We start from the raw sequence: 21,354 nt of genomic DNA, 5'->3' as shown, positions 1-21,354 counted from the left end.
TCCCCCGGTGATGCCCTAGCCCGAACGCCGCCGGCAGCCCTGCCAGCGAGGGCCCGGGCGGACCGGACACTCAGGACAGTCCGCGCAGCAGGACGTCGAGACCGCCGTCGAACTCCTCGTCGGCGCCGATCGAGCGGGCGTGGCCGGCGGTGTCGGCCAGGTGGGGGAACTGCGCCTGCGGCAGCGCGGCCATGGCGGCGGTGCCGGCGCCGGTCAGCGGTCCCAGGTGCTCCAGCTGGATCGCGCCGATGACGTATCCGAGCAGGCAGCGCAGGGCGATGGCGCGGTGACGGCCGCCGAGGCCGCCCTCGGCGAGGACGGCGAGCACGGTCTCCGACCACCGCATCAGGCTGGGCGAGCTGTGCCGGTGGGTGAGCGTCAGCGGGACGATCTCGGGGTGGGCGGCGGCGGCGGCGCGCACCCTGCCGACCATGGCCCGGACGCGCTCGCGCCAGTCCGTCCCGCCCGGGGGCGGGGTCGTGTCGACGGCGTCCAGCACCAGCTCGACCACCAGCGCCTCCAGTTCGCGGCGGTCGTGCACGTAGCGGTAGAGCGCCATCGTGCTCGTGCCCAGCTGGGTCGCGACGGCCCGCATGGTCAGCCCGGCCAGGCCCTCGCGGTCGATGACGGCGAGGGCCGCGGTGGCCAGCTGGGTGGGGGTCAGCGAGCGGGGGCGTGGCATGGCGGTTGACAGCGTACGCGATACGCCTAACATCGTTGGCGTATCGCGTACACCTACGGAGGTCGCATGAGCACCCGATCGGGCCGGATCGCAGTCGGAGCCGTCGTCGCGCCGCGGGCGCTGGCGGGCGTCGATGGCGTGCCGGTCGCGCTGCCGGACGGAGAGCACCTGGTCCACCTGCAGTTCCGCCGGTTCGCCGGCTGCCCGGTGTGCAACCTGCACCTGCGCTCGGTGGTGGTGCGGCACGCGGAGATCACCGCGGCCGGGATCCGCGAGGTCGTGGTCTTCCACTCCCCGGCCGACGAGCTGCGCGAGCACGTGGCCGGTCTCCCGTTCGCCGTCGTCGCCGATCCGGACAAGCGGCTGTACCGGGAGTTCGGTGTGGAGTCGGCCCCGCGCGCGCTGCTCGATCCCCGGGCGTGGGCGCCGATCGCGCGGGCCGTCGCGCGGGCCGCCTGGACCGTCGCCCGCGGCCGGGAGCGGGCGCCGGCGGCCCGGCCGCACGGCGGGCGCACCGGTCTGCCGGCCGACTTCCTGATCGACGCCGACGGGCGCGTGGCCGCCGCCCACTACGGCGAGCACGTCTACGACCAGTGGTCGGTCGAGGACCTGCTGCGGCTGGCCGCGCGGGCCCGGCGCCCGGCAGGCCACCCGGAGCCGCAACCGTGAGCCTGGCCGCGATCGTCGCCGTCGCCGGCGGCGTCCTGGCGTGAGCGGTCCGCACCCCTGGTGACCACGGGGGTGCACCAGGGGCAGCCGCTGCCCTCAGCGCTCCGGGTCGGTCGTCACCCGGGAGATGTCGGCGCCCAGGCCGCGCAGGTTCTCCACGAAGCGCGGGTAGCCGCGGTCGATGTGCTCGACGTCCCAGACCTCGGTCTGGCCGTCGGCGCACAGGGCGGCCAGCACGAGCCCGGCCCCCGCGCGGATGTCGCTGGCCCACACCGGGGCGCTGGACAGCCGCTCCACACCGCGGATGACGGCGTGGTGGCCGTCGGTGCGGGCGTCGGCGCCGAGCCGGACCATCTCGTCGACGAACCGGAAGCGCGACTCGAACACGTTCTCGGTGATCATCGAGGTGCCCTCGGCCACCGCGGACAGCGCGATCGCCATCGGCTGCAGGTCGGTGGCGAAGCCGGGGTAGGGCAGCGTCACGAAGTCGACGGCCTGCGGCCTGCCGTCCATGGTCACGGTGAACTCGTCCGCGGCGATGTCGGTCTGCGCGCCCGCGCTGCGCAGCTTGTCCAGCACGAGGTCGATGTGGTGCGGGTCGATGCCGCGCACGGTCACCTGGCCGCGGGTCATCGCCGCGGCGAAGCCCCAGGTGGCACCGACGATCCGGTCGCCGATCACGCGGTGCTCGGTGGGCGCCAGCTCGGCGACGCCGTTGACGGTCAGCGTGGACGAGCCGACGCCGTCGATCTTGGCGCCCATCTGCTGCAGCATCGTGCAGAGGTCGACGATCTCCGGCTCGCGGGCGGCGTTGTCGATCACCGTGGCGCCGTCGGCGAGCACGGCGGCCATCAGGATGTTCTCGGTGGCGCCGACGCTGGGGAAGTCGAGCCAGATCTGGGCGCCGCGCAGCTCGTCGGCCTGGGCCACCACGCGGCCGTGCTCGATCTCGGTGGTCGCGCCGAGCTTGCGCAGGCCGGCCTGGTGCATGTCCAGGGGGCGCGAGCCGATGGCGTCGCCGCCGGGCAGCGGCACGACGGCCCGCCGGCACCGCGCGACCAGGGGCCCGAGCACGCACACCGAGGCCCGCAGCTTGGACACCGACTTGTAGTCGGCCTGGTTGCCCGGTTCGGCCGGCACGTCGATGGTGACGGTGCCGCCGTCGACCTCGACCGTGCAGCCCAGGCTGCGCAGGACGTCGGCCATCAGCGGCACGTCCAGGATCTCCGGGCAGTTGGTGAGCGTCGTCGTGCCCTCGGCGAGCAGCGCCGCGGCCATCAGCTTCAGGACGCTGTTCTTGGCGCCGACCACGTCCACCGAGCCGACCAGGCGGGCGCCTCCGCCCACCGCAAAATGCTGTGCCACGACTCGCGACGCTATCCCCCCGCCCCGTCCGTCACTGCAGCGGCCGGAGCCGCTGCGCGCAGGCGAGCACCGCGAGGTCGACGACGGTCGACAGCTCCTCGGCGCTCGCACCGTCCCGGGCCTGCAGGGACATCCCGAACTGCACCGACGTGACGTACGCGGCGAGCCCCCGGATGTCGGCGCCAGGCGGCACGTCCCCGGCGGCCCGGCCGGCGACGAGCCGGTCGTGGACGGCGGCGGTGGACCCCCGGCGCTGCTCGGCGAGGAAGTCCCGGACGCCCTCGGTCGAGGGCGTGTAGGTGGTGGCGGCCAGGACGACCATGCAGCCCTTCGGCTTCGCCGGGTCGGTGTAGTCGGCCACGTTCGCCCGCAGCAGGGCCTCGATGCCCGCCAGGGCGGTCGGCGCCTCGCGCAGGGCCCGCAGGGGCGGTCCGCCCTCGATCTCCTCGTAGCGCGCCACGGCCTCCCGGAAGAGCTCCTCCTTGCTGCCGAAGGCGGCGTAGAGGCTCGGCGGGCGGACGTCCATGGCCGCGGTGAGGTCGGCGATCGAGGTGCCCTCGTAGCCGTGCTCCCAGAAGACCTCCATGGCCCGCTGCAGTGCCGCGTCGCGGTCGAAGCCGCGCGGCCGCCCCCTTTTCTGTAGCACTCGCTAAGGATAGCGGCTATGTTCTGTATCGACCCCTACAGAAAGGATCGGACATGTCCGACCTGACCGGCCGCGTGGCCCTCGTGACCGGCGGCAGCCGCGGCATCGGCGCGGCCATCGCCCTGCGGCTCGCCGCCGACGGCGCCGACGTGGCCATCACCTACCTCACCGCCGACGACCGGGCCGCCGCGGTGGTCGCGGCGATCGAGCGGACCGGGCGGCGGGGCCTGGCGCTGCGCGCCGACAGCGCCGACACCGCCGCCGTCGCGCGTGCCGTGGACGACACCGCCGCCCGCCTCGGACGCCTCGACGTACTGGTCAACAACGCCGGGGTGTTCCCGTACGGCCCGTTCGAGGAGGTCGGGCGCGACGAGCTCGACCGCGTGCTGGCCATCCACGTCGGCGCCGCCTTCACCGCCGCCCAGGCCGCCTCGCGGCACATGGGGCCCGGCGGCCGGATCATCTCCATCGGCAGCAACCTCGCCGAGCGCGCCGGCCAGCCCGGCATCGCGCTGTACTCGATGTCGAAGGCCGCGCTCACCGGGCTCAGCCGCGGCCTGGCCCACGACCTCGGCCCCCGCGGCATCACCGTGAACGTCGTGCACCCCGGCTCGACCGACACCGACATGAACCCCGCCGACGGCCCGGACGCCGACGCGCAGCGCGCCCGCACGGCGTTGGGCGCCTTCCAGACCGCCGACGACGTGGCCGCCACCGTCGCGCACCTGGCCGGCGAGGGCGGGCGCACGATCACCGGCGCGGCGCTGCTCGTCGACTCCGGAGCGAACGCCTGAGGCCCGGCCGACCTAGGCTGGCCCCATGGCCGTGCACCTGACCAGGATCTACACCAAGACCGGCGACGACGGGACGACCGGGCTCGGCGACTTCAGCCGGGTCGCCAAGACCGACGTCCGGCTCGCGGCCTACGCCGACACCGACGAGACCAACGCGGCCGTCGGGGTGGCGGTCACCGTCGGCGGCCTCGCCGACGACGTGCTGGTCCCCCTGCGGCAGGTGCAGAACGACCTGTTCGACGTCGGCGCCGACCTGTGCGCCCCGATCGTCCCCGATCCGGAGTACCCGCCGCTGCGGGTCACCGAGGACTACGTGACCCGCCTCGAGGGCTGGTGCGACGAGTTCAACGAGGGCCTGCCCAAGCTCGACTCGTTCATCCTGCCGGGCGGGACGCCGGGCGCGGCGTACCTGCACGTCGCGCGGACCGTCACCCGGCGCGCGGAGCGGTCGGTGTGGGCCCTGCTGGAGCGGGACGCCGAGCGCACCAACCCGCTCACCGCGAAGTACCTCAACCGCCTCAGCGACCTGCTGTTCATCCTCGGCCGCGTGGCCAACCCGGCCGGTGACGTCCTCTGGCGGCCCGGCGGCCCCGCAGGCCGTGCCGGGCGCTGAGCGCGTACGACGATCGGACCAACCGGACCGGAGGCACGTCGGCCAGCGTTGGCGTTCGCGCCGTGATCGGTGTCACCCTTGATCCATGGCGACCGACAGCGAGCCGACCCGCACCGATGTCGACGCGGCCCTGCTGGGCCACGCCACCTACCGCAGCCTGGGAGAGCAGCAGCTCTCCCCCGCCGAGGAGCGGTTCGAGCGGGGGCGGCGCACGGTCGGGCTGTTCCTGGCCCCGGCGGTGACGATCGTCTTCCTGCTGCTGCCGCTCGGGCTGGAGCCGGCCCAGCAGTCGCTGGCCGCGGTGCTGCTCGGGGTGATCGTGCTGTGGGTGACCGAGGCGGTGCCGATCCCGATCGGTGGCCTGATCGGCGTCGCGGTGATCGTCTTCCTGCAGGTCGAGCCGGCCGACGACGTGCTGGCCCGGTTCGGCTCGTCGACGATCTTCACCTTCATCGGGGCGTTCATCCTGGCCCAGGCGATGCTCAAGCACGGGCTCGCCCGGCGGTTCGCCTTCCGGATCCTGTCGCTGCCCCGGGTCGGGCGGTCGACCTACGGCGTGATCATCGCGTTCGGTGCGATCACCGCGCTGCTCTCGGCGTTCGTGTCCAACACGGCCACCGTCGCCATGCTGCTGCCCACGGCGCTGGGCATCCTCGGGGTGATCGCCAAGCTGCTGCAGGAGCGCGGGATGGTGGCCGCGGACTTCGACCCGCTGCGGCTGCGGGTCGGTGCGGCGATCATGCTGATGCTGGCCTACGGGGCCAGCGTCGGCGGCCTGCTCACCCCGGTCGGCAGCCCGCCCAACCTGATCGGCCGCGGGCTCATCGAGGAGGCCACGGGCGAGACCATCACCTTCGCCCAGTGGATGGCCGCGGCCGTGCCGATCTGCCTGCTCATGTTCCTGGCGCTGGCCGCGGTCCTGCTGCTGCTCAACCGCCCGGAGCTGCGCCGCATCGACGGGGTCGAGGACTACATCGCCGAGCAGCGCGCCGACATGGGTCCGCTGTCGCGCGCCGAGAAGAACACGCTGGTCGCCTTCGGGGTCACCGTGTTCCTGTGGATCCTGCCCGGCGTGGTCGCCCTGGTCGCCGGGAACGAGTCCGACCTCTACGGCGCGGTCAGCGACCGCCTCGACGAGGGCATGGTCGCCGTGCTCGGCGCGTCGCTGCTCTACCTGCTGCCCATCGACTGGCGGGCCCGGGAGTTCACGCTGCGCTGGCGCGACGCCGCGGAGATCGACTGGGGCACGATCGTGCTGTTCGGCACCGGGATCATCTTCGGCGGCCTGCTCGCCGCCACCGGGCTGGCCGAGCGGCTGGGCAACGCCGTGTCCGACGGGCTCGGCCTCACCAGCACCCTGGCCATCACGATCTTCGCGGTGGTGCTGGCGATCATCGTCTCGGAGACGACGAGCAACACCGCCTCCGCCGCGGTCGTGGTGCCGATCGTGATCCCGGTCGCCGTGGCCGCCGGGGTGAACCCGTTCGTGCCCGCGCTGGCCGCCACGTTCGCCGCCTCGTTCGGGTTCATGCTGCCGGTCTCGACGCCGCAGAACGCCGTGGTCTACGGCTCCGGCGCGGTCCCGATCACGACGATGATCCGGTCCGGGGCGAGCTTCGACGTGCTCGGCGCGATCTTGATCATCGTCGTCCTGCCGCTGATGGTCGGCCTGCTCGGCCTGGGCGCCTGAGCGGTCAGGAGGCTTGGCGGTAGCCGGTGCTGCGGCCGGGCGGGGCCGACTCCAGCCAGGACAGGAAGCCGGTCAGCACCCCCGGCGCCATCGCCAGCTCGATGACGACCTCGCCGATGCGGCAGTCCAGCACGACGTCGGCGGTGGGGATGGCGTAGCTCTCCGCGGCCGTCGGCGGCCTGCGGTCGACGATCTCCAGCTCGGTGCGGTCGAGCACCACGGAGGCGCCGGGGCGGAAGCTGGTCAGCCGGAACCAGGCCAGCTGGTCGCCCCGGTAGCGGCCGACGCCGAAGTGCCAGCCCGCCGAGGTGTCCTTGGCCAGCGTGCGCTCGCCCAACCGGCCCACGAACGCCGAACGGCGGCGCAGACACACGTCCACGCCGCCGCCCCGCATCAACGTCAGCCTGCGGTAGGCCAGGTACCCGAGGCACAGACAGGCGCACACCAGCACGATGGTGATGACCACCGCCGACGCCTGCACCGCCGCCTCGGCTACTCGGCCGCGCCGGCGGCTCTCAGCCGCACGTTCGCCCGCTCCGCCGCGGCCGCACCCTCGGCGCCCTCGCCCTCGGCGCGGCGCAGGGCATCACGGGCCCGCGACACGTCGATCTCCTCGGACAGCTCGGCGAACTCGGCCAGCACGGTCACCCCGTCCGGGGTGACGTGCAGGAAGCCGCCGTGCACCGCCAGCGTGGTCTTGCTGCCGTCGGTGCCGTCGACGCGCACGACGGCGGCGTCGTCGAGCTGGGCGAGGGTGGGCTCGTGCCCGGGCATGACGCCGATCTCGCCCTCGGTGGTGCTGGCGAGCACGAAGGAGGCCTGGCCCGACCAGATCTTCCGCTCGACCGCGACCAGGTCGACCGTCATCTCAGCCAACGTCAGCCGCCCTGCTCGAGCTTCTTGCGGTTCTTGTCCAGGTCCTCAAGGCCGCCGCAGAGGAAGAACGCCTGCTCCGGGACGTCGTCGAAGTCGCCCTTGGCGATCTTGTCGAACGACTCGATGGTCTCCTTGAGCGGGACCGTCGAGCCCGGCTGGCCGGTGAACTGCTCGGCGACCAGCAGGTTCTGCGACAGGAACCGCTCGATGCGACGGGCCCGCCCGACCAGCTGGCGGTCCTCCTCGGAGAGCTCGTCGATGCCCAGGATGGCGATGATGTCCTGCAGGTCGGAGTACTTCTGCAGGATCCGCTTGACCTCGTTGGCCACCCGGAAGTGCTCCTCGCCGATGTACTGCGGGTCGAGGATGCGGGAGGTCGAGGTCAGCGGGTCCACCGCCGGGTAGATCCCCTTCTGGGAGATCGGCCGGGAGAGCTCGGTGGTCGCGTCGAGGTGGGCGAACGTGGTGGCAGGCGCCGGGTCGGTGTAGTCGTCGGCGGGCACGTAGATCGCCTGCATCGAGGTGATCGAGCGGCCGCGGGTCGAGGTGATCCGCTCCTGCAGCTCGCCCATCTCGTCGGCCAGGGTCGGCTGGTAGCCCACCGCGGACGGCATGCGGCCCAGCAGCGTGGAGACCTCGGACCCGGCCTGGGTGAACCGGAAGATGTTGTCGATGAAGAGCAGCACGTCCTGGTTCTGCTCGTCGCGGAAGTACTCCGCCATCGTCAGCGCCGACAGCGCGACCCGCATGCGGGTGCCCGGCGGCTCGTCCATCTGCCCGAAGACGAGCGCGGTGTCGTTGATGACGCCGGACTCGGTCATCTCCGTGATGAGGTCGTTGCCCTCACGGGTGCGCTCGCCCACGCCGGCGAACACCGAGGTGCCACCGAAGTTCTTGGCCACGCGGGTGATCATCTCCTGGATGAGCACCGTCTTGCCCACGCCGGCGCCGCCGAACAGGCCGATCTTGCCGCCCGTCACGTAGGGGGTCAGCAGGTCGATGACCTTGATGCCGGTCTCCAGCATCTCGGTGCGGCCCTCGAGCTGGTCGAACGCGGGCGCCTTGCGGTGGATGCCCCACAGGTCGCCGGTGATCTCCAGGTCGGGCTTGTCCAGGCAGTCGCCGAGCGCGTTGAACACGTGCCCCTTGACCTGGTCGCCGACCGGGACCGAGATCGGCCGGCCCAGGCTGACCACGTCCTGGCCGCGGACCAGGCCGTCGGTGGGCGCCATGGAGATGGCCCGGATCATGTTGTCGCCCAGGTGCTGGGCGACCTCCAGGGTCAGCGTCTTGGCCAGTGCCTCGAACGCGATCTCGACCTGCAGCGCCGTGTAGAGCGCCGGCAGGTTGTTGCGCGGGAACTCGACGTCGACGACCGGGCCGGTCACGCGAACGACCCGCCCGGTCGTGGTCTGGGTCTCGGTGTCAGCGGTGGCGGTCATCGGTCCTCACTCCCCGCACTCACGAGCGCGTCGGCACCGCCGACGATCTCGCTGATCTCCTGGGTGATCTGCGCCTGACGAGCCTGGTTGGACTCCAGTGTCAGACTACGGATCAACTCGTTGGCATTGTCGGTCGCGGCCTTCATCGCGCGCTGCCGGTTCGCCGACTCCGAGGCCGCCGACTCCAGCAGCGCGGCGAACAGCCGCGCCCCGATGTACTTCGGCAGCAGGGCGTCGAACAGCGTCTCCGGGTCGGGCTCGAACTCGTAGAGCGGCTTGACGTCGCCCGCCGTCGCCGGACGGGCGTCGCCGGCGTCGCCGGACTCCTCGGCGTACTCGACCTCCATGGGCGCCATCCGCCGGGACGCCGGCGTCTGCGTGACCATGTTCTTGAACTGGGTGTAGACCAGGTGCAGCTCGTCGACCGACTCCACCTTCTCGACCGGGGCGTCGGCCTCCTGCGCGGCCTCGGCGGTGTCGCGCTCGCCCGCGCCGGCCATGAAGGCCGCCACCAGCGTGCGCGCCACCTCGGCGGCGTCGGAGTAGCTGGGCTGCTCGGAGAAGCCCGTCCAGGACGCGGCCACCTGGCGGCGGCGGAAGCGGTAGTAGCCCACGCCCTTGCGCCCGATGACGTAGAGCACCGGCTCCTTGCCCTGCTCGCGCAGCAGCGCCTGCAGCGACTCCGCCTCGCGCAGCACGTTGGCGTTGTAGCCGCCGGCCTGGCCGCGGTCGCTGGTCACGACCAGCACCGCGGCCCGGCGCGCGTTCTCCCGCTCGACGAGCAGCGGGTGGTCCAGCGCCGAGTTGCTCGCCAGCTCGCTGAGCATCTGGGTCATCTGCTCGGCGTAGGGCTTGGCCGCCTCGACCCGGGCCCGCGCCTTGACGATCCGCGACGTGGCGATGAGCTCCATCGCCCTGGTGATCTTCTTGATGGACTGCGTCGACCGGATCCGCCTCCGCAGCACCCGGATCTGTGCGGCCATGACCTACCGCCTAACCCGCGCTCTTGGAGGGAGCCGGCTTGTTGACCTTGACGGTCTCCTGGTCGACGTCGTCCTCGTCCAGGGCCTCGGCCTGGGCCTCCTTCGGCACCACCGAGGAGCCGTCGGAGGCGGTGAAGCCCTCCTTGAACTCCTTGACGACCCGGGTGAGCCGCTCGATGTTGTCGTCGGAGAGCTTGCCGGTGTCGCGGATCTCGCCCAGCGCGCCCTCCTCGTTGCGGCGCACGTGGTCGAGGAACTCCGACTCGAACTTGCGGACGTCGGCGACCGGGACCGAGTCGAGCTTGCCCGAGGTGCCCAGCCACAGCGAGACGACCTGCTCCTGCACCGGCTGCGGCTGGTACTGCGGCTGCTTGAGCAGCTCGACCAGCCGGCTGCCCCGGCCCAGCGCCGCCGCCGATGCGGCGTCGAGGTCGGAGCCGAACGCGGCGAAGGACTCCAGCTCGCGGTACTGCGACAGGTCGAGGCGCAGCGAGCCCGACACCTGGCGCATGGCCCGGATCTGGGCGGAACCACCCACGCGCGACACCGAGATGCCGACGTTGATCGCCGGCCGGACGCCCTGGTTGAACAGGTCGGACTCCAGGAAGACCTGGCCGTCGGTGATCGAGATGACGTTCGTCGGGATGTAGGCCGACACGTCGTTGGCCTTGGTCTCGATGATCGGCAGACCGGTCATCGAGCCGCCGCCGAGCTCGTCGGACAGCTTCGCGCAGCGCTCCAGCAGCCGGGAGTGCAAGTAGAAGACGTCGCCCGGGTAGGCCTCGCGGCCCGGGGGACGGCGCAGCAGCAGCGAGATCGCGCGGTAGGCCTCGGCCTGCTTGGACAGGTCGTCGAAGACGATCAGGACGTGGTTGCCCTGGTACATCCAGTGCTGGCCGATGGCCGAGCCGGTGTAGGGGGCCAGCCACTTGAACCCGGCCGGGTCCGAGGCCGGGGCCGCGACGATCGTCGTGTACTCCAGCGCGCCTGCGTCCTCCAGCGACTGCCGGATGCCGGCGATCGTGGAGCCCTTCTGCCCGATCGCGACGTAGATGCAGCGGACCTGCTTGGCCGGGTCGCCGCTCTCCCAGTTGGCCTTCTGGTTGATGATCGTGTCGACGCAGACCGCGGTCTTGCCGGTCTTGCGGTCGCCGATGATCAGCTGGCGCTGGCCGCGGCCGATCGGCGTCATCGCGTCGATGGCCTTGATACCGGTCTCCAGCGACTCGCTCACGCTCTGGCGCTGGACCACCGTGGCGGCCTGCAGCTCCAGCACGCGCCGCTCGTCGGCCTGGACCTCGCCCAGGCCGTCGATCGGGGCGCCCAACGGGTCGACCACGCGGCCGAGGTAGCCGTCGCCGACCGGCACCGAGAGGATGTCGTTGGTGCGGCGGACCTGCTGGCCCTCCTCGATACCCGCGTACGGGCCGAGGACGACCGCACCGATGTCGTGCTGGTCGAGGTTCAGCGCCACGCCCAGCACGCCGCCCTCGAACTCCAGCAGCTCGTTGGTCATGACCGAGGGCAGGCCCTCGACGTGGGCGATGCCGTCACCGGTGTCGGTGACCGTGCCGACCTCCTCGCGGGAGGTCTCCGTGCTGAGCGACGACACGTAGCTCGAGATCGCGCTCCGGATCTCCTCGGAGGAGATCGTCAGCTCTGTCATGGCTGTCGGTTCCTTCTTGTTCGTGGGGTACGGGTTCCGGCAGCGGTCAGCTCGGCAGAGCGCGACGGGCGGCGGCCAGCCTGCCCGCCACGCTACCGTCGATGACCTCGCCGCCGACCCGCACGACGAGCCCGCCCAGCAGGCCCTCGTCCAGCTCGACGTGCAGCGACATCGGTCGGCCGTAGAGCCGGGTCAGCGATTCGGTGAGCCGGGACTCCTGCTCGGGGGTCAGCGCCACCGCGGTGGCCACCCGGGCGACGTAGCGCTCGCGGCGCTCCGCGGCCAGATCGGCCAGCTCCTCGGCCACCTCGTCCATGTGGCGCCCGCGGGGCAGCCGCACCGACTGCTGCAGCAGCGCCGTCGCCACCGCGGACGTCCGACCGGCCAGCACCTGGTCGAGCAGGCCGATGCGGCCCTGCTCGGGGGTGGCGCGGTCGGACAGCAGCGTGCTCAGCTGCGGCTCGCGGTCGAGCACCCGGCCGAAGCGGAACAGCTCGTCCTCGACGTCGTCGAGGCTGCCGTCCTTCTCGGCGGGGCCCAGGGTCGCCCGGCGAGCCAGCGCCTCGGCCGCGTCGAGCAGGTCGAGGCTGCGCGACCAGCGCGCCGACACCAGCACCCGGACCATGTCCATGGTGGTGTCGGAGAGCTGCCCGCCGACCAGCCGCTCGGCCAGCTGCACGCGGGACGCCTCCGGGGCGGTCGCGTCGCCGAGCAGGCGGCGCACCGCGGGCTGCTCGGCGAGCAGCCGGGTGAACGCGAACAGCTCGTCGCCCAGCTGGGCCAACGTGCCCGGGCCGGTGGTGACGCCGACCTTCTCGCCGATCCTGGCGACGGGCCCGGTGTGGCTGCTGTCGATGACCTCGTCGAGCCGGGCACCGGCGGCGGCCAGCGCCTCCCGGCTCGACGCGGACAGGGCCAGCGCCATCAGCTCGCTCCGCCGGCCGGGGTCGCCTGCTCGCGGCGCGGCGCCAGCTGGTCGAGCTCGGCCAGGAACGAGTCGACCGTGGCCGACCGGCGCGCCGGGTCGGCCAGCGACTCGCCGACGATGCGCTCGGCCAGCTGAACGGACAGCCCACCGATCTCACCGCGCAGCTCGCGCACGGCCTGCTCGCGGGCCGCGGAGATCTGCTCCTCGCCGCGCTGGCGGATGCGCGCGGCCTCGGCCTCGGCCTCCGCCCGCAGCTCGGCCTTGATCTGCTGGCCCTCGGCGCGGGCGTCGTCGCGGATGCGCGCGGCCTCCGCGCGCAGCCCGGCCAGCTGGTCCTCGTACTGCTGCTTGAGGGCCTGGGCGTGCTCCTGGGCCTCCTCGGCCCGCTTCAGCCCGCCCTCGATCTTGTCGGTGCGCTCGGCGTAGATCCGCTCGAACTGCGGGAAGGCGGTCCGGCGCAGCACCAGGAAGAGCAGGATGAACGCGATGGTGCCGACGATGATCTCGGACCAGTGCGGGACGAGGGGGTTGAGCTCCTCGGCCGCGAGGATGGTGATCTGGGTGGTCATGGCTGTCTCCTCGGCCTACGACCGGCTGCCGGGCTTGGTCACACCTGGTAGGGCAACGCGAAGGCGAGGACCAGGCCCAGGATCGCGAGCGCCTCGGACAGCGCCATGCCGATGAACGCGATGCCCTGCAGCTGGCCGCGGGCCTCCGGCTGGCGGGCGACGCCGTTGATGAAGGCGGCGAAGACGATGCCCACGCCGATGCCCGGGCCGATGGCGGCGAGGCCGTAACCGACGACGTTCAGGTTACCGAGAACCATTGCAAACTTTCCTTTCGTTCGGTCCGCGGTGCGTCCCGGCGGACCCTCAGTACGGGGGGAGGCGGGACGACCTAGTGGTCGTCGGCGAGCACGGTGCCGATGTAGGACGCCGTGAGGATGGTGAACACGTAGGCCTGCACCACCTGGATGAAGGCCTCGAAGAAGGTGAAGACGATGCCCATCGCGAACGCGAACGGGGAGAGCAGGTTCACCACGAGCGACTCGGAGTGCAGCAGCATGTACTCGCCACCGAGGATGAACACCAGCAGCAGGAGGTGGCCGGCGAACATGTTGCCGAACAGTCGCAGCGACAGCGTGACCGGCCGCAGGATGATGTTCGACAGGAACTCGATCGGGGTCAGGATGATCCGCACCCACCACGGCACGCCGGCCGGCCAGGTCGACACCCGCAGGTAGCCGCCGAAGCCGTGCTTCCGGATCCCGATCGCGTTGTAGATCAGCCACGACATGGCGGCCAGCGCGTAGGCCATGCCCGGGTGGGAGAACGACGGGAACTGGATGAGCGGGATGATCCCGAAGAGGTTGTTCACCAGGATGAAGGCGAACAACGTGGTCAGGTAGGGCACGTACTTGAGGTAGTCGTGCCCGATGTTGTCGCGTGCGATCGCGTTGCGGACGATCCCGTGGAACGACTCGCCGAGGAACTGCGCCTTGCCGGGCACGAGTTGCGGCCGTCGCGCCGTGATCGTGAAGAACGCCCACACCAGGACGGCAGCGAGCACGAACTGCAGGACCGGCTTCGTGACGTCGCCGAAGATCGGCGGCAGGTTGAAGTCCTCGACCCCGGGTGCGTCGAAGCCCGGACTGGGGGCGGTGGCCAGGATGGTCACCCAGTGCTCCTTCCGGTTCCGCCGGCCGGGTGGCCCGGGCCTGGCGGAATCGTGACGATCAGGACTTAACGTACCTGATGTAGATCAAGTACAACGAGGCGGCCCCACCGACCAGCAGGCCGATCAGCGTGAACGCCCCCGTGCCCGACAGCCGGTCCAGACCCCAGCCGATCCCCCCGAACAGCAGGAACCCCGACAGCAGGTAGGACAGAGCTGTCCATGCGTCGCCGGGCGGCGGTACGGGCTCGCGCCCTGGCGGACGGTCCGACTCCATCGGAACGGACCATATCAGGCACTTTGGCGGGGCTTGACCTGGGACGACTACCTGTCAGGTCATCCGATCGGAGACGGCCCCCCGGCGGCACCCGCAACCCCGCTCCGACCTGGCTCTATCGGTCGTAGAAGACGGATCGATAACGGTCGCGTCAACCGTGAGGAGGTCGACGTCACACCCCAGGGGGATGGGTCAGAGGTCGATGACGGGGGTCTTGGCCCGGACGAACCCGATGACCTCGCCGGTGATGTAGGCGACGGTCACCGCGAGCATCGTGAACGCGAAGGCCTGGTTGTCGAACAGGGTGGTGTCGCGCAGCAGCAGCAGGAAGACCAGCAGGAAGAGCAGCTTGCCCGCGAACGCCGCCATCGCGCCCACCATCACCCCGGCCGGGGTGGCCCGTGCGGTGCGCGCCATCACGACCGTGCCCAGCAGGCCCAGCCCCAGCGCGACCACCCCGCCGACCACCGCGCCGATGCCGCCGGGGCCCCCGCGCAGCGCGAACCCGACGGCCAGGGCGATGACGGCGGTGGCGCCCGCGATGATCAGCGCGATCCGCTGCATCGTCGCGGCCAGCCGGAGGACCGACGCCACGTGCGGCGCGTCCTGGCTCGGTTCGGTCATCGTGCCCCTCGCTTCTCGTCGCGGCCGGTCTCCGGCCGCTCGTGTGCTCGTGCCCAGGGTTCCACGTCAATCCCCGGCGGTGGGCGCGCCGGGTAGCGGCCGCCCCGCGGGGCGGCGGGCCGCCGCGCGCCGGCGTTCCCTCGGCACCACGGTAGCGATGACCGCGACCAGCAGCCCCGCCCCACTCGTCCACAGCACCAGCGACACGTCGTCGATGAGCGCCAGCGCGACCGCGCCGAAGGCCAGCACCCCCGCCCACAGGTAGATCAGCAGCACCGCGCGGCGGTGGCTGTGGCCGATCTCCAGCATCCGGTGGTGCAGGTGCATCTTGTCCGGGCTGAACGGGCTTCGGCCCTTGCGGGTGCGGCGCACCACCGCGAGCAGCAGGTCGAGCAGCGGCACGAACCCCACCGCGGCCAGCACCACCAGCGGGGCGAACAGGCCGATGAAGTCGGTGCCCGCCAGCCCGGTGTTCGCCATCCGCCCGGACGCGCTGGTGGTGGCCGCGGCCAGCAGCAGCCCGATGAGCATCGAGCCGGAGTCGCCCATGAAGATGCGCGCGGGGTTGAAGTTGTGCGGCAGGAAGCCAAGGCAGGCCCCCGCGAGCACGACGGCGATCAGCGCGGGCGAGTACGCCGTCGGGTCGTTGCCGACCCGGTGCACCAGCCCGATGGCGAACAGCCCGATCGCCGTCGCCGCGATCATCCCGATGCCGGCGGCCAGCCCGTCCAGGCCGTCGACGAAGTTCATCGCGTTGACCAGCGCCACGGTGAGCAGCACGGTGAGCAGCGCGCTCTGGTTGGTGCCCAGCACCAGGATCGAGCCGGAGATCGGGCCCGGCCCGCCGCCGCCCCACGGGATGTAGAACACGTAGAGCTGGATCCCGAAGATGACCAGCACACCGGCCGCGGTGATCTGGCCGGCGAACTTGGTCAGCGCGTCGAGGTCGTACTTGTCGTCAAGGGCGCCGACCAGCACCAGCAGCGCCGCCGCCCCCATCACCGCGATGACCTCGAACGAGTCGAAGGCCAGCCGCAGCGCGGGCAGCTGGTAGGCCATGCCGACGCCGGCCAGGACGCCGCCGAGCATCGCCACCCCGCCCCAGCGCGGGGTCGGGGTGACGTGCACGTCGCGCCCGCGCGGCCAGGCCACCGCGCCCAGCCGCAGCGCCAGCACCCGCACCGGCCCGACCAGCAGGAAGGTGATCACCGCCGCGGTGAACCCGGCCAGCAGGTACTCCCGGAACGGGAGGATCAGCTGGGTGGCGAACTCGGGTGGGGTCACGGGCGGGGGGTGGTCAGCCCTGCGGGTACGCCGGGAAGCGCGCCACCAGCGCGGAGACCGACTCGGCCACCGCGGCCAGCTCGGCGTCGCCGGCCGGGGTGCCCTGCTCGGCCTTGACCGCCCGCCCCAGCAGCGAGCCGACCTCGGCCATCTCGATCTCGGTCATCCCCTGGGTGGTGCTGCTCGGCGAGCCCACCCGCAGCCCCGACGGGCGCAGCGGCGGGGCCGGGTCGTAGGGGATGGAGTTCTTGTTCAGGGTGATGCGGGCGGCGTCGCAGCGGCTCTCGGCCTGGTCGCCGGTGACCCCGATCGGACGCAGGTCGACCAGCGCCAGGTGGGTGTCGGTGCCGCCGGAGACGGCCCGCATGCCCTCGGCCTCCAGGCTCTTGGTGAGCGCCTGGGCGTTGGCGATGACCTGGTTGGCGTAGGCCTGGTACTCGGGCTGGGCCGCCTCGCGCATGGCCACGGCCTTGGCCGCGACGGCGTGCATCAGCGGGCCGCCCTGGGAGAACGGGAACACGGCCTTGTCGATGGCCTTGGCGTGCTCCGCGCGGGCCAGGACCATCCCGCCGCGGGGGCCGCGCAGGACCTTGTGCGTGGTCGCCGTGACGACGTCGGCGAACGGCACCGGCGACGGGATGGCCTTGCCGGCCACCAGCCCGATGAAGTGGGCGGCGTCGACCATGAGCTTGGCGCCGACCTCGTCGGCGATCTCCCGGAACGCCGCGAAGTCGATCAGGCGGGGGTAGGCGGTGGCCCCGGCGATGATCATCTTCGGCCGGTGCTCGCGGGCCAGGTCGCGGACCTGGTCGTAGTCGATGAGCTCGGTGTCCTGGCGGACCGTGTAGGAGACCGCGTTGAACCACTTGCCGGAGAAGCTGACCTTGCTGCCGTGCGTCAGGTGGCCGCCCTGCTTGAGGTCCATCGCCAGCACCGTGTCGCCGGGCTGGGCGAACGCCGCGTAGACCGCGAAGTTGGCCTGCGCGCCGGAGTGCGGCTGGAGGTTGACGTGCTCGGCGCCGAAGAGCTGCTTGGCCCGCGCGTTGCCGATCTCCTCGGCCTGGTCGACGACCTGGCAGCCGCCGTAGTAGCGGCGGCCGGGGTAGCCCTCGGCGTACTTGTTCGACAGGGTGGACCCGAGCGCGGCGAGCACCGCCGGGCTGGTCAGGTTCTCGCTGGCGATCAGCTGCAGCCCGCCGCGGAGGCGCTCGAGCTCGTCCAGCACCACTCCGGCGATCTCCGGGTCCTGGTGCTGGAGCGCGGCGAAGTCGGGGCCCCAGAACGGTGTCGTCACGGTCGTCAACCGTACTCGCGCCGCCTCCGCCGCACGTCCCAACCCGCAGATCGCCGCTCTCGATTGTTGCCACTGCTCTGCGCATCTGCGACACTCGGCCGATGACCGCTGCCGGAACCCGCGCCCGGGTGCGCGCCGAGCTGACCCGCGAGATCGCCGACGTCGCCCGCAGGCACCTCGCCTCCGCCGGGGCGGCCGCCCTGTCCCTGCGCGCCGTCGCCCGCGAGCTGGGCATGGCCTCCTCCGCGGTCTACCGCTACTTCCCCAGCCGCGACGACCTGCTCACCGCCCTCATCCTCGACGCCTACAACGCGCTCGGCGAGGCCGCCGAACGCGCCGAGGCCGCCGTCACCCGCGACGACCTGCGCGGCCGCTGGCACGCCGCCTGCCGCGCCGCCCGCGAGTGGGCCGTGGCGCACCCCCACGAGTACGCGCTGCTCTACGGCTCCCCGGTCCCCGGCTACGCCGCCCCCGAAGCCACCATCGCCCCCGGGACGCGGGTGGGGCTGCTGCTGTGCCGCGTCGTCGCCGACGGGGTGGCCCGCGGCGAGGTGACCGCGATCGCCGACGACTCCGACACCACCCTCGTCCCCGGCCTCGGCGACCAGCTCGGCCTGCCCCCCGGGGTGGCGGCGCGCGCCCTCCAGGCCTGGAGCGGCATCTACGGCGCGATCAGCTTCGAGCTGTTCGGGCAGACCCACAACGCCGTGATCGAGCACGCCCGGTTCTTCGGCGGGGCGGTCGACCGGCTCGCCGACCTGGTCGGGCTGCCGTAGGGCTCGGCCGGCGCCGCCCGCGGGTGATCGACATCGGTCGAGCGGCACCTCAGCGGGGTCACCACCCCTCCGAACCCCGCTGACGTACCACTCACCCGCCAACACCGGCAGGCCGCGCCACCGAAGCGAACTCCGGACCAGCTCAGCCCGTCAGGCGACGGCGACCTCGCGGCCCAGGACCTCGGCGACCTCCGCCGTCGACACCGCGCCCTCCCGCAGCACCCGCGGCACGTCCCCGGTCAGGTCCACCACCGTGGAGGCCACCGGCTCCCCCGACGGCCCCCCGTCCAGGTACACCGACACGCTCGCCCCCAGCTGCGCCTCCGCCTCCGCGGCGTCGGAGGCCGGCGCCTGCCCGGAGACGTTCGCGCTGGACACCGCCATCGGGCCCACGTCGCGCAGCAGCTCCAGCGCCACCGGGTGCAGCGGCATCCGCAGCATCACCGTGCCGCGGGTCCGGCCGAGGTCCCAGGCCAGAGACGGCGCGTGCGGCAGCACGATGGACAGCCCGCCGGGCCAGAAGGCCTCGATCAGGTCGCGGGCGGTCTTGGGGACGCCGAGGACCAGGCCGTCGATGGTGGTCCAAGAGCCGACCAGGACGGGGACGGGCATGTCGGGGCCGCGGTTCTTGGCCTTGAGCAGCGCCGCGACGGCGGTCGCGGAGAACGCGTCGCAGCCGATGCCGTAGACGGTGTCGGTGGGCAGCACCACGAGCCTGCCGGCGCGCACGGCGCGGGCGGCGGCGGCGAGCCCGGCGGTGCGGTCGTCCGGGTCGGAGCAGTCGTACGTCGTGCTGGCCACCGGCCGAGCCTACGAGCGCCCCCGCTCGCCCGATCGCTCGCCCCTCCCCACCTCCGAGTTCAGGAAAGCCACGATCCTGCCCGCACAGTTCCGGAACGTGGCTTTCCCGAACTCGCGGGCGGGGGTCAGGAGGTGGCGGGCGAGCGGCGGCGGGCGGTGGCGAAGCGGGGGCGACCGGCCAGGTCGTGGTGCTCGGCGACGTCGGTGAGCACCTTGCGCCTGCGCAGAAGCGCGGGCACGACCTCGCCGTGGGTGTCGTCGTGCTCGATCGCCATCGCCCCGCCGTAGCGCAGCAACCCGGCGGAGGCGGCGATGACCGGGCGGATGACGTCGAGGCCGTCGGGGCCGGCGAAGACGGCGACGCGCGGGTCCCAGTCGGTGACCTCGGGCGGCAGCACGGCGCCGTCGGGTACGTACGGCGGGTTGCAGAGCACCAGGTCGACCTGCGACTCGAGCTCCAGCAGCAGGTCGGGCCTGCGCACGTCGGCGTGGTGCAGCGTGACGGGGCTGCCCCCGGACTCGACGTGCTCGGCGATGTTGCGCCGGGCCCAGGTCAGGGCGGCGGCGTCGGCCTCGACGGCGTGCACCACGGCGTCGGGCCTGCGGGTGGCGACGGCCAGCGCGATGGCCGCCGTGCCCGTGCACAGGTCGACGACCAGCGGTCTCGGGCGCTCCGCGATCTGCGCGAGGCCCCATTCGACCATCAGCTCGGTCTCCGGGCGCGGGGTGAACACCCCCCGCCCGACCGCCACCGTGACCGGGCCGAGCGCCGCGACGCCGAGCAGGTGCTGCAGCGGTTCCCGGGTGGTCCGGCGCTCGACCAGGGCGTTCAGCTCGTCGACCGCGGTGGGCTCGACCATCGGGTGCATCAGCAGCTTGCCCCGCTCGATCCCGAGCACGGACGCGGCGAGCACCTCGGCGTCGACGCGCGGGGTCGCGATGCCCGCCTCGGCCAGCACCTGCTCGGCCCGCATGAGCGCCAGCCGCAGCGGCTGCCTCTTCACCGCACCCTCCCCCGCCCGGACGTCAGGAAAGCCACCATCCTGGCGCCCGGCGTCCTGATGGTGGCCCTCCGGACGCGGCGTGGCGGCCGGATCAGCCGACCGCTTCGGCCCGCTCGGCGGCGGTGAGGGCCTCGACGACGCCGTCGAGCTCGCCGTCGAGGACGGCCGACAGGTTGTAGGCCTTGTAGCCGACGCGGTGGTCGGAGATCCGGTTCTCCGGGAAGTTGTAGGTGCGGATGCGCTCGGAGCGGTCGACCGTGCGCACCTGCGACTTGCGGTCGGCGGAGGCCACCTCGGCCGCCTCGGCCTCGGCCTGCGCCTGCAGCCGCGAGCGCAGCACCTCCATCGCCCTGGCCTTGTTCTGCAGCTGGGAGCGCTCGTTCTGGCAGCTCACCACGATGCCGGTGGGCAGGTGGGTGATCCGCACGGCGGAGTCGGTGGTGTTGACGCTCTGCCCGCCGTGCCCGGAGGAGCGGAACACGTCGACGCGCAGGTCCTTCTCGTCGATCTCGACCTCGGCGTCGTCGGCGACGTCCGGGTAGACCAGGACCCCGGCCGCGGACGTGTGCACGCGGCCCTGCGACTCGGTGACCGGCACCCGCTGCACGCGGTGCACGCCGCCCTCGAACTTCAGCGCCGACCAGACGCCGTCGGCCGTCGGGGTGCGCGACTTGATGGTCAGCGTGATGTCCTTGACTCCGCCCAGGTCGGAGGGGACGGAGTCGAGGACCTCGGTGGTCCAGCCGCGGCGCTCGGCGAAGCGCAGGTACATGCGCACGAGGTCGCCGGCGAACAGAGCGGACTCCTCGCCGCCCTCCCCGGACTTGACCTCCATGACGAGGTCGTCGGCGTCGTGCGGGTCGCGCGGGACCAGCAGCCGGGCGAGCTTGGTCTCCAGCTCGGGGATGCGCGCGGCCAGCTCGTCGGCCTCGGCGGCGAACGCCGGGTCCTCGGCGGCCAGCTCGCGGGCGGCGGTGTGGTCGTCGCGGACGGCGGCCAGCTCGCGGGCCACGGCGACGATCGGGTCGAGCTCGGCGTAGCGCCTGCCGAGCTTGCGGGCCTGCCCGGCGTCGGCGTGCACGGACGGGTCGGCGAGCCGGAGCTCCAGGTCAGCGTGCTCGGACAGCACCGAGTCGACGGTCGATGCACTCACGGGCCCCTCCTCCTTCCGGTTCCACGACACCCCGCTGCTCCAGACATGCGGACGGGGGGCCCCCCGCCCCCGGGGGGGCGGGGGGGGGGGCGGGGGAGGGCGTCGGGGGCGGC

At 72.6% G+C, this 21,354-nt stretch carries 24 protein-coding genes; 5 read left to right on the top strand and 19 right to left on the bottom strand.

Annotated features, from left to right (window positions below):
• Positions 1-70 precede the first annotated feature (70 nt).
• Positions 71-682 carry a TetR/AcrR family transcriptional regulator gene (locus KDL28_RS24360; RefSeq protein WP_252441820.1) on the bottom strand — a complete coding sequence of 204 codons (612 nt, stop codon included), beginning with the start codon at positions 680-682 and terminating at the stop codon, positions 71-73.
• A gap of 66 nt (positions 683-748) precedes the next feature.
• Here KDL28_RS24360 and KDL28_RS24355 point away from each other — a divergent pair, with 66 nt between their 5' ends.
• Complete coding sequence (locus KDL28_RS24355) at positions 749-1,351, top strand: peroxiredoxin-like family protein (protein ID WP_252441819.1); 603 nt, start codon at positions 749-751, stop codon at positions 1,349-1,351.
• 96 nt (positions 1,352-1,447) lie between these two features.
• Here the strand turns inward: KDL28_RS24355 and murA are convergent, their stop codons facing one another.
• Together murA and KDL28_RS24345 are read right to left on the bottom strand one after the other, a co-directional pair.
• Complete coding sequence (gene murA, locus KDL28_RS24350) at positions 1,448-2,716, bottom strand: UDP-N-acetylglucosamine 1-carboxyvinyltransferase (RefSeq protein ID WP_252441818.1); 1,269 nt, start codon at positions 2,714-2,716, stop codon at positions 1,448-1,450.
• Positions 2,717-2,747: 31 nt separating this feature from the next.
• Positions 2,748-3,362, bottom strand: coding sequence for a TetR/AcrR family transcriptional regulator (locus tag KDL28_RS24345; RefSeq protein ID WP_252441814.1), 615 nt, complete (start codon positions 3,360-3,362; stop codon positions 2,748-2,750).
• 53 nt (positions 3,363-3,415) lie between these two features.
• On the opposite strand from KDL28_RS24345, the gene KDL28_RS24340 reads away from it, so the two are divergent.
• The 3 genes from KDL28_RS24340 to KDL28_RS24330 all read left to right on the top strand — a co-directional run bounded on the left by KDL28_RS24340 (position 3,416) and on the right by KDL28_RS24330 (position 6,459).
• Positions 3,416-4,156 (top strand): SDR family NAD(P)-dependent oxidoreductase, encoded by a 741-nt coding sequence (locus KDL28_RS24340; RefSeq protein ID WP_252441812.1) that lies wholly within the window; start codon positions 3,416-3,418, stop codon positions 4,154-4,156.
• A gap of 25 nt (positions 4,157-4,181) precedes the next feature.
• Entirely contained in the window at positions 4,182-4,769 is a 588-nt protein-coding gene (locus KDL28_RS24335) for a cob(I)yrinic acid a,c-diamide adenosyltransferase (RefSeq protein ID WP_252441810.1), read from the top strand.
• 85 nt (positions 4,770-4,854) lie between these two features.
• Positions 4,855-6,459 carry an SLC13 family permease gene (locus KDL28_RS24330; RefSeq protein ID WP_252441807.1) on the top strand — a complete coding sequence of 535 codons (1,605 nt, stop codon included), beginning with the start codon at positions 4,855-4,857 and terminating at the stop codon, positions 6,457-6,459.
• Positions 6,460-6,463: 4 nt separating this feature from the next.
• Here the strand turns inward: KDL28_RS24330 and KDL28_RS24325 are convergent, their stop codons facing one another.
• From KDL28_RS24325 to glyA, 13 genes are all read right to left on the bottom strand, one after another.
• Positions 6,464-6,940: a DUF2550 domain-containing protein gene (locus tag KDL28_RS24325; RefSeq protein ID WP_252441805.1), complete on the bottom strand. Its 477-nt coding sequence runs from the start codon at positions 6,938-6,940 to the stop codon at positions 6,464-6,466.
• An 11-nt stretch (positions 6,941-6,951) separates the two neighbouring features.
• A complete protein-coding gene (locus KDL28_RS24320) occupies positions 6,952-7,335 on the bottom strand; it encodes a F0F1 ATP synthase subunit epsilon (protein ID WP_252441804.1) in 384 nt (127 codons plus the stop codon).
• Positions 7,336-7,337: 2 nt separating this feature from the next.
• The gene (gene atpD / locus KDL28_RS24315; RefSeq protein WP_252441803.1) at positions 7,338-8,777 is read right to left on the bottom strand and encodes a F0F1 ATP synthase subunit beta; all 1,440 of its coding nucleotides are present in this window, start codon (positions 8,775-8,777) and stop codon (positions 7,338-7,340) included.
• The gene (locus KDL28_RS24310) at positions 8,774-9,760 is read right to left on the bottom strand and encodes a F0F1 ATP synthase subunit gamma (RefSeq protein WP_252441802.1); all 987 of its coding nucleotides are present in this window, start codon (positions 9,758-9,760) and stop codon (positions 8,774-8,776) included. The genes atpD and KDL28_RS24310 overlap by 4 nt, the downstream gene beginning before the upstream one ends.
• Before the next feature lie 10 nt (positions 9,761-9,770).
• Positions 9,771-11,426, bottom strand: coding sequence for a F0F1 ATP synthase subunit alpha (gene atpA / locus KDL28_RS24305; protein ID WP_252441801.1), 1,656 nt, complete (start codon positions 11,424-11,426; stop codon positions 9,771-9,773).
• A gap of 46 nt (positions 11,427-11,472) precedes the next feature.
• On the bottom strand, positions 11,473-12,351 hold the full coding sequence (locus KDL28_RS24300) for a F0F1 ATP synthase subunit delta (protein WP_252441800.1): 879 nt from the start codon (positions 12,349-12,351) through the stop codon (positions 11,473-11,475).
• Complete coding sequence (locus KDL28_RS24295; protein WP_252441799.1) at positions 12,351-12,923, bottom strand: F0F1 ATP synthase subunit B; 573 nt, start codon at positions 12,921-12,923, stop codon at positions 12,351-12,353. The genes KDL28_RS24300 and KDL28_RS24295 overlap by 1 nt, the downstream gene beginning before the upstream one ends.
• A 38-nt stretch (positions 12,924-12,961) precedes the next feature.
• Complete coding sequence (atpE, locus tag KDL28_RS24290) at positions 12,962-13,180, bottom strand: ATP synthase F0 subunit C (protein ID WP_252441798.1); 219 nt, start codon at positions 13,178-13,180, stop codon at positions 12,962-12,964.
• Positions 13,181-13,251: 71 nt separating this feature from the next.
• Positions 13,252-14,031, bottom strand: a complete 780-nt coding sequence (gene atpB, locus KDL28_RS24285; RefSeq protein ID WP_252441797.1) for a F0F1 ATP synthase subunit A — start codon at positions 14,029-14,031, stop codon at positions 13,252-13,254.
• 58 nt (positions 14,032-14,089) lie between these two features.
• Positions 14,090-14,305, bottom strand: coding sequence for an AtpZ/AtpI family protein (locus KDL28_RS24280; protein WP_252441796.1), 216 nt, complete (start codon positions 14,303-14,305; stop codon positions 14,090-14,092).
• A gap of 192 nt (positions 14,306-14,497) precedes the next feature.
• The gene (locus tag KDL28_RS24275) at positions 14,498-14,929 is read right to left on the bottom strand and encodes a Cg1360 family ATP-synthase-associated protein (RefSeq protein WP_252441795.1); all 432 of its coding nucleotides are present in this window, start codon (positions 14,927-14,929) and stop codon (positions 14,498-14,500) included.
• A 66-nt stretch (positions 14,930-14,995) separates the two neighbouring features.
• A complete protein-coding gene (locus tag KDL28_RS24270) occupies positions 14,996-16,213 on the bottom strand; it encodes a glycosyltransferase family 4 protein (RefSeq protein ID WP_252441794.1) in 1,218 nt (405 codons plus the stop codon).
• Between the two features lie 13 nt (positions 16,214-16,226).
• The gene (gene glyA, locus KDL28_RS24265) at positions 16,227-17,507 is read right to left on the bottom strand and encodes a serine hydroxymethyltransferase (protein WP_252441793.1); all 1,281 of its coding nucleotides are present in this window, start codon (positions 17,505-17,507) and stop codon (positions 16,227-16,229) included.
• A gap of 101 nt (positions 17,508-17,608) precedes the next feature.
• Between glyA and KDL28_RS24260 the strand changes: the two genes are divergently transcribed.
• Positions 17,609-18,283 (top strand): TetR/AcrR family transcriptional regulator, encoded by a 675-nt coding sequence (locus tag KDL28_RS24260; protein ID WP_252441792.1) that lies wholly within the window; start codon positions 17,609-17,611, stop codon positions 18,281-18,283.
• Positions 18,284-18,433: 150 nt separating this feature from the next.
• On the opposite strand, the gene KDL28_RS24255 is transcribed toward KDL28_RS24260, so the two are convergent.
• The 3 genes from KDL28_RS24255 to prfA form a co-directional block, all read right to left on the bottom strand.
• Complete coding sequence (locus KDL28_RS24255; RefSeq protein ID WP_252441791.1) at positions 18,434-19,084, bottom strand: L-threonylcarbamoyladenylate synthase; 651 nt, start codon at positions 19,082-19,084, stop codon at positions 18,434-18,436.
• Positions 19,085-19,209: 125 nt separating this feature from the next.
• The gene (gene prmC / locus KDL28_RS24250) at positions 19,210-20,088 is read right to left on the bottom strand and encodes a peptide chain release factor N(5)-glutamine methyltransferase (protein WP_252441790.1); all 879 of its coding nucleotides are present in this window, start codon (positions 20,086-20,088) and stop codon (positions 19,210-19,212) included.
• 91 nt (positions 20,089-20,179) lie between these two features.
• A complete protein-coding gene (prfA, locus tag KDL28_RS24245; RefSeq protein ID WP_252441789.1) occupies positions 20,180-21,241 on the bottom strand; it encodes a peptide chain release factor 1 in 1,062 nt (353 codons plus the stop codon).
• Positions 21,242-21,354: the final 113 nt, after the last annotated feature.

Source organism: Pseudonocardia humida, from assembly GCF_023898865.1.
GTDB lineage: Bacteria > Actinomycetota > Actinomycetes > Mycobacteriales > Pseudonocardiaceae > Pseudonocardia > Pseudonocardia humida.
Note: the sequence above shows the minus strand (reverse complement) of the source record. Positions and strands in the feature narration are given on the sequence as shown.

Excerpts from the sequence above, each read along its gene's own strand:
- KDL28_RS24360 (WP_252441820.1), bottom strand. The coding sequence starts at position 682 with ATGCCACGCCCCCGCTCGCTGACCCCCACCCAGCTGGCCACCGCGGCC.
- KDL28_RS24355 (WP_252441819.1), top strand. The coding sequence starts at position 749 with ATGAGCACCCGATCGGGCCGGATCGCAGTCGGAGCCGTCGTCGCGCCG.
- KDL28_RS24340 (WP_252441812.1), top strand. The coding sequence starts at position 3,416 with ATGTCCGACCTGACCGGCCGCGTGGCCCTCGTGACCGGCGGCAGCCGC.
- KDL28_RS24335 (WP_252441810.1), top strand. The coding sequence starts at position 4,182 with ATGGCCGTGCACCTGACCAGGATCTACACCAAGACCGGCGACGACGGG.
- KDL28_RS24330 (WP_252441807.1), top strand. The coding sequence starts at position 4,855 with ATGGCGACCGACAGCGAGCCGACCCGCACCGATGTCGACGCGGCCCTG.
- atpD (WP_252441803.1), bottom strand. The coding sequence starts at position 8,777 with ATGACCGCCACCGCTGACACCGAGACCCAGACCACGACCGGGCGGGTC.
- KDL28_RS24310 (WP_252441802.1), bottom strand. The coding sequence starts at position 9,760 with ATGGCCGCACAGATCCGGGTGCTGCGGAGGCGGATCCGGTCGACGCAG.
- atpA (WP_252441801.1), bottom strand. The coding sequence starts at position 11,426 with ATGACAGAGCTGACGATCTCCTCCGAGGAGATCCGGAGCGCGATCTCG.
- KDL28_RS24300 (WP_252441800.1), bottom strand. The coding sequence starts at position 12,351 with ATGGCGCTGGCCCTGTCCGCGTCGAGCCGGGAGGCGCTGGCCGCCGCC.
- KDL28_RS24295 (WP_252441799.1), bottom strand. The coding sequence starts at position 12,923 with ATGACCACCCAGATCACCATCCTCGCGGCCGAGGAGCTCAACCCCCTC.
- atpE (WP_252441798.1), bottom strand. The coding sequence starts at position 13,180 with ATGGTTCTCGGTAACCTGAACGTCGTCGGTTACGGCCTCGCCGCCATC.
- KDL28_RS24280 (WP_252441796.1), bottom strand. The coding sequence starts at position 14,305 with ATGGAGTCGGACCGTCCGCCAGGGCGCGAGCCCGTACCGCCGCCCGGC.
- KDL28_RS24275 (WP_252441795.1), bottom strand. The coding sequence starts at position 14,929 with ATGACCGAACCGAGCCAGGACGCGCCGCACGTGGCGTCGGTCCTCCGG.
- KDL28_RS24260 (WP_252441792.1), top strand. The coding sequence starts at position 17,609 with ATGACCGCTGCCGGAACCCGCGCCCGGGTGCGCGCCGAGCTGACCCGC.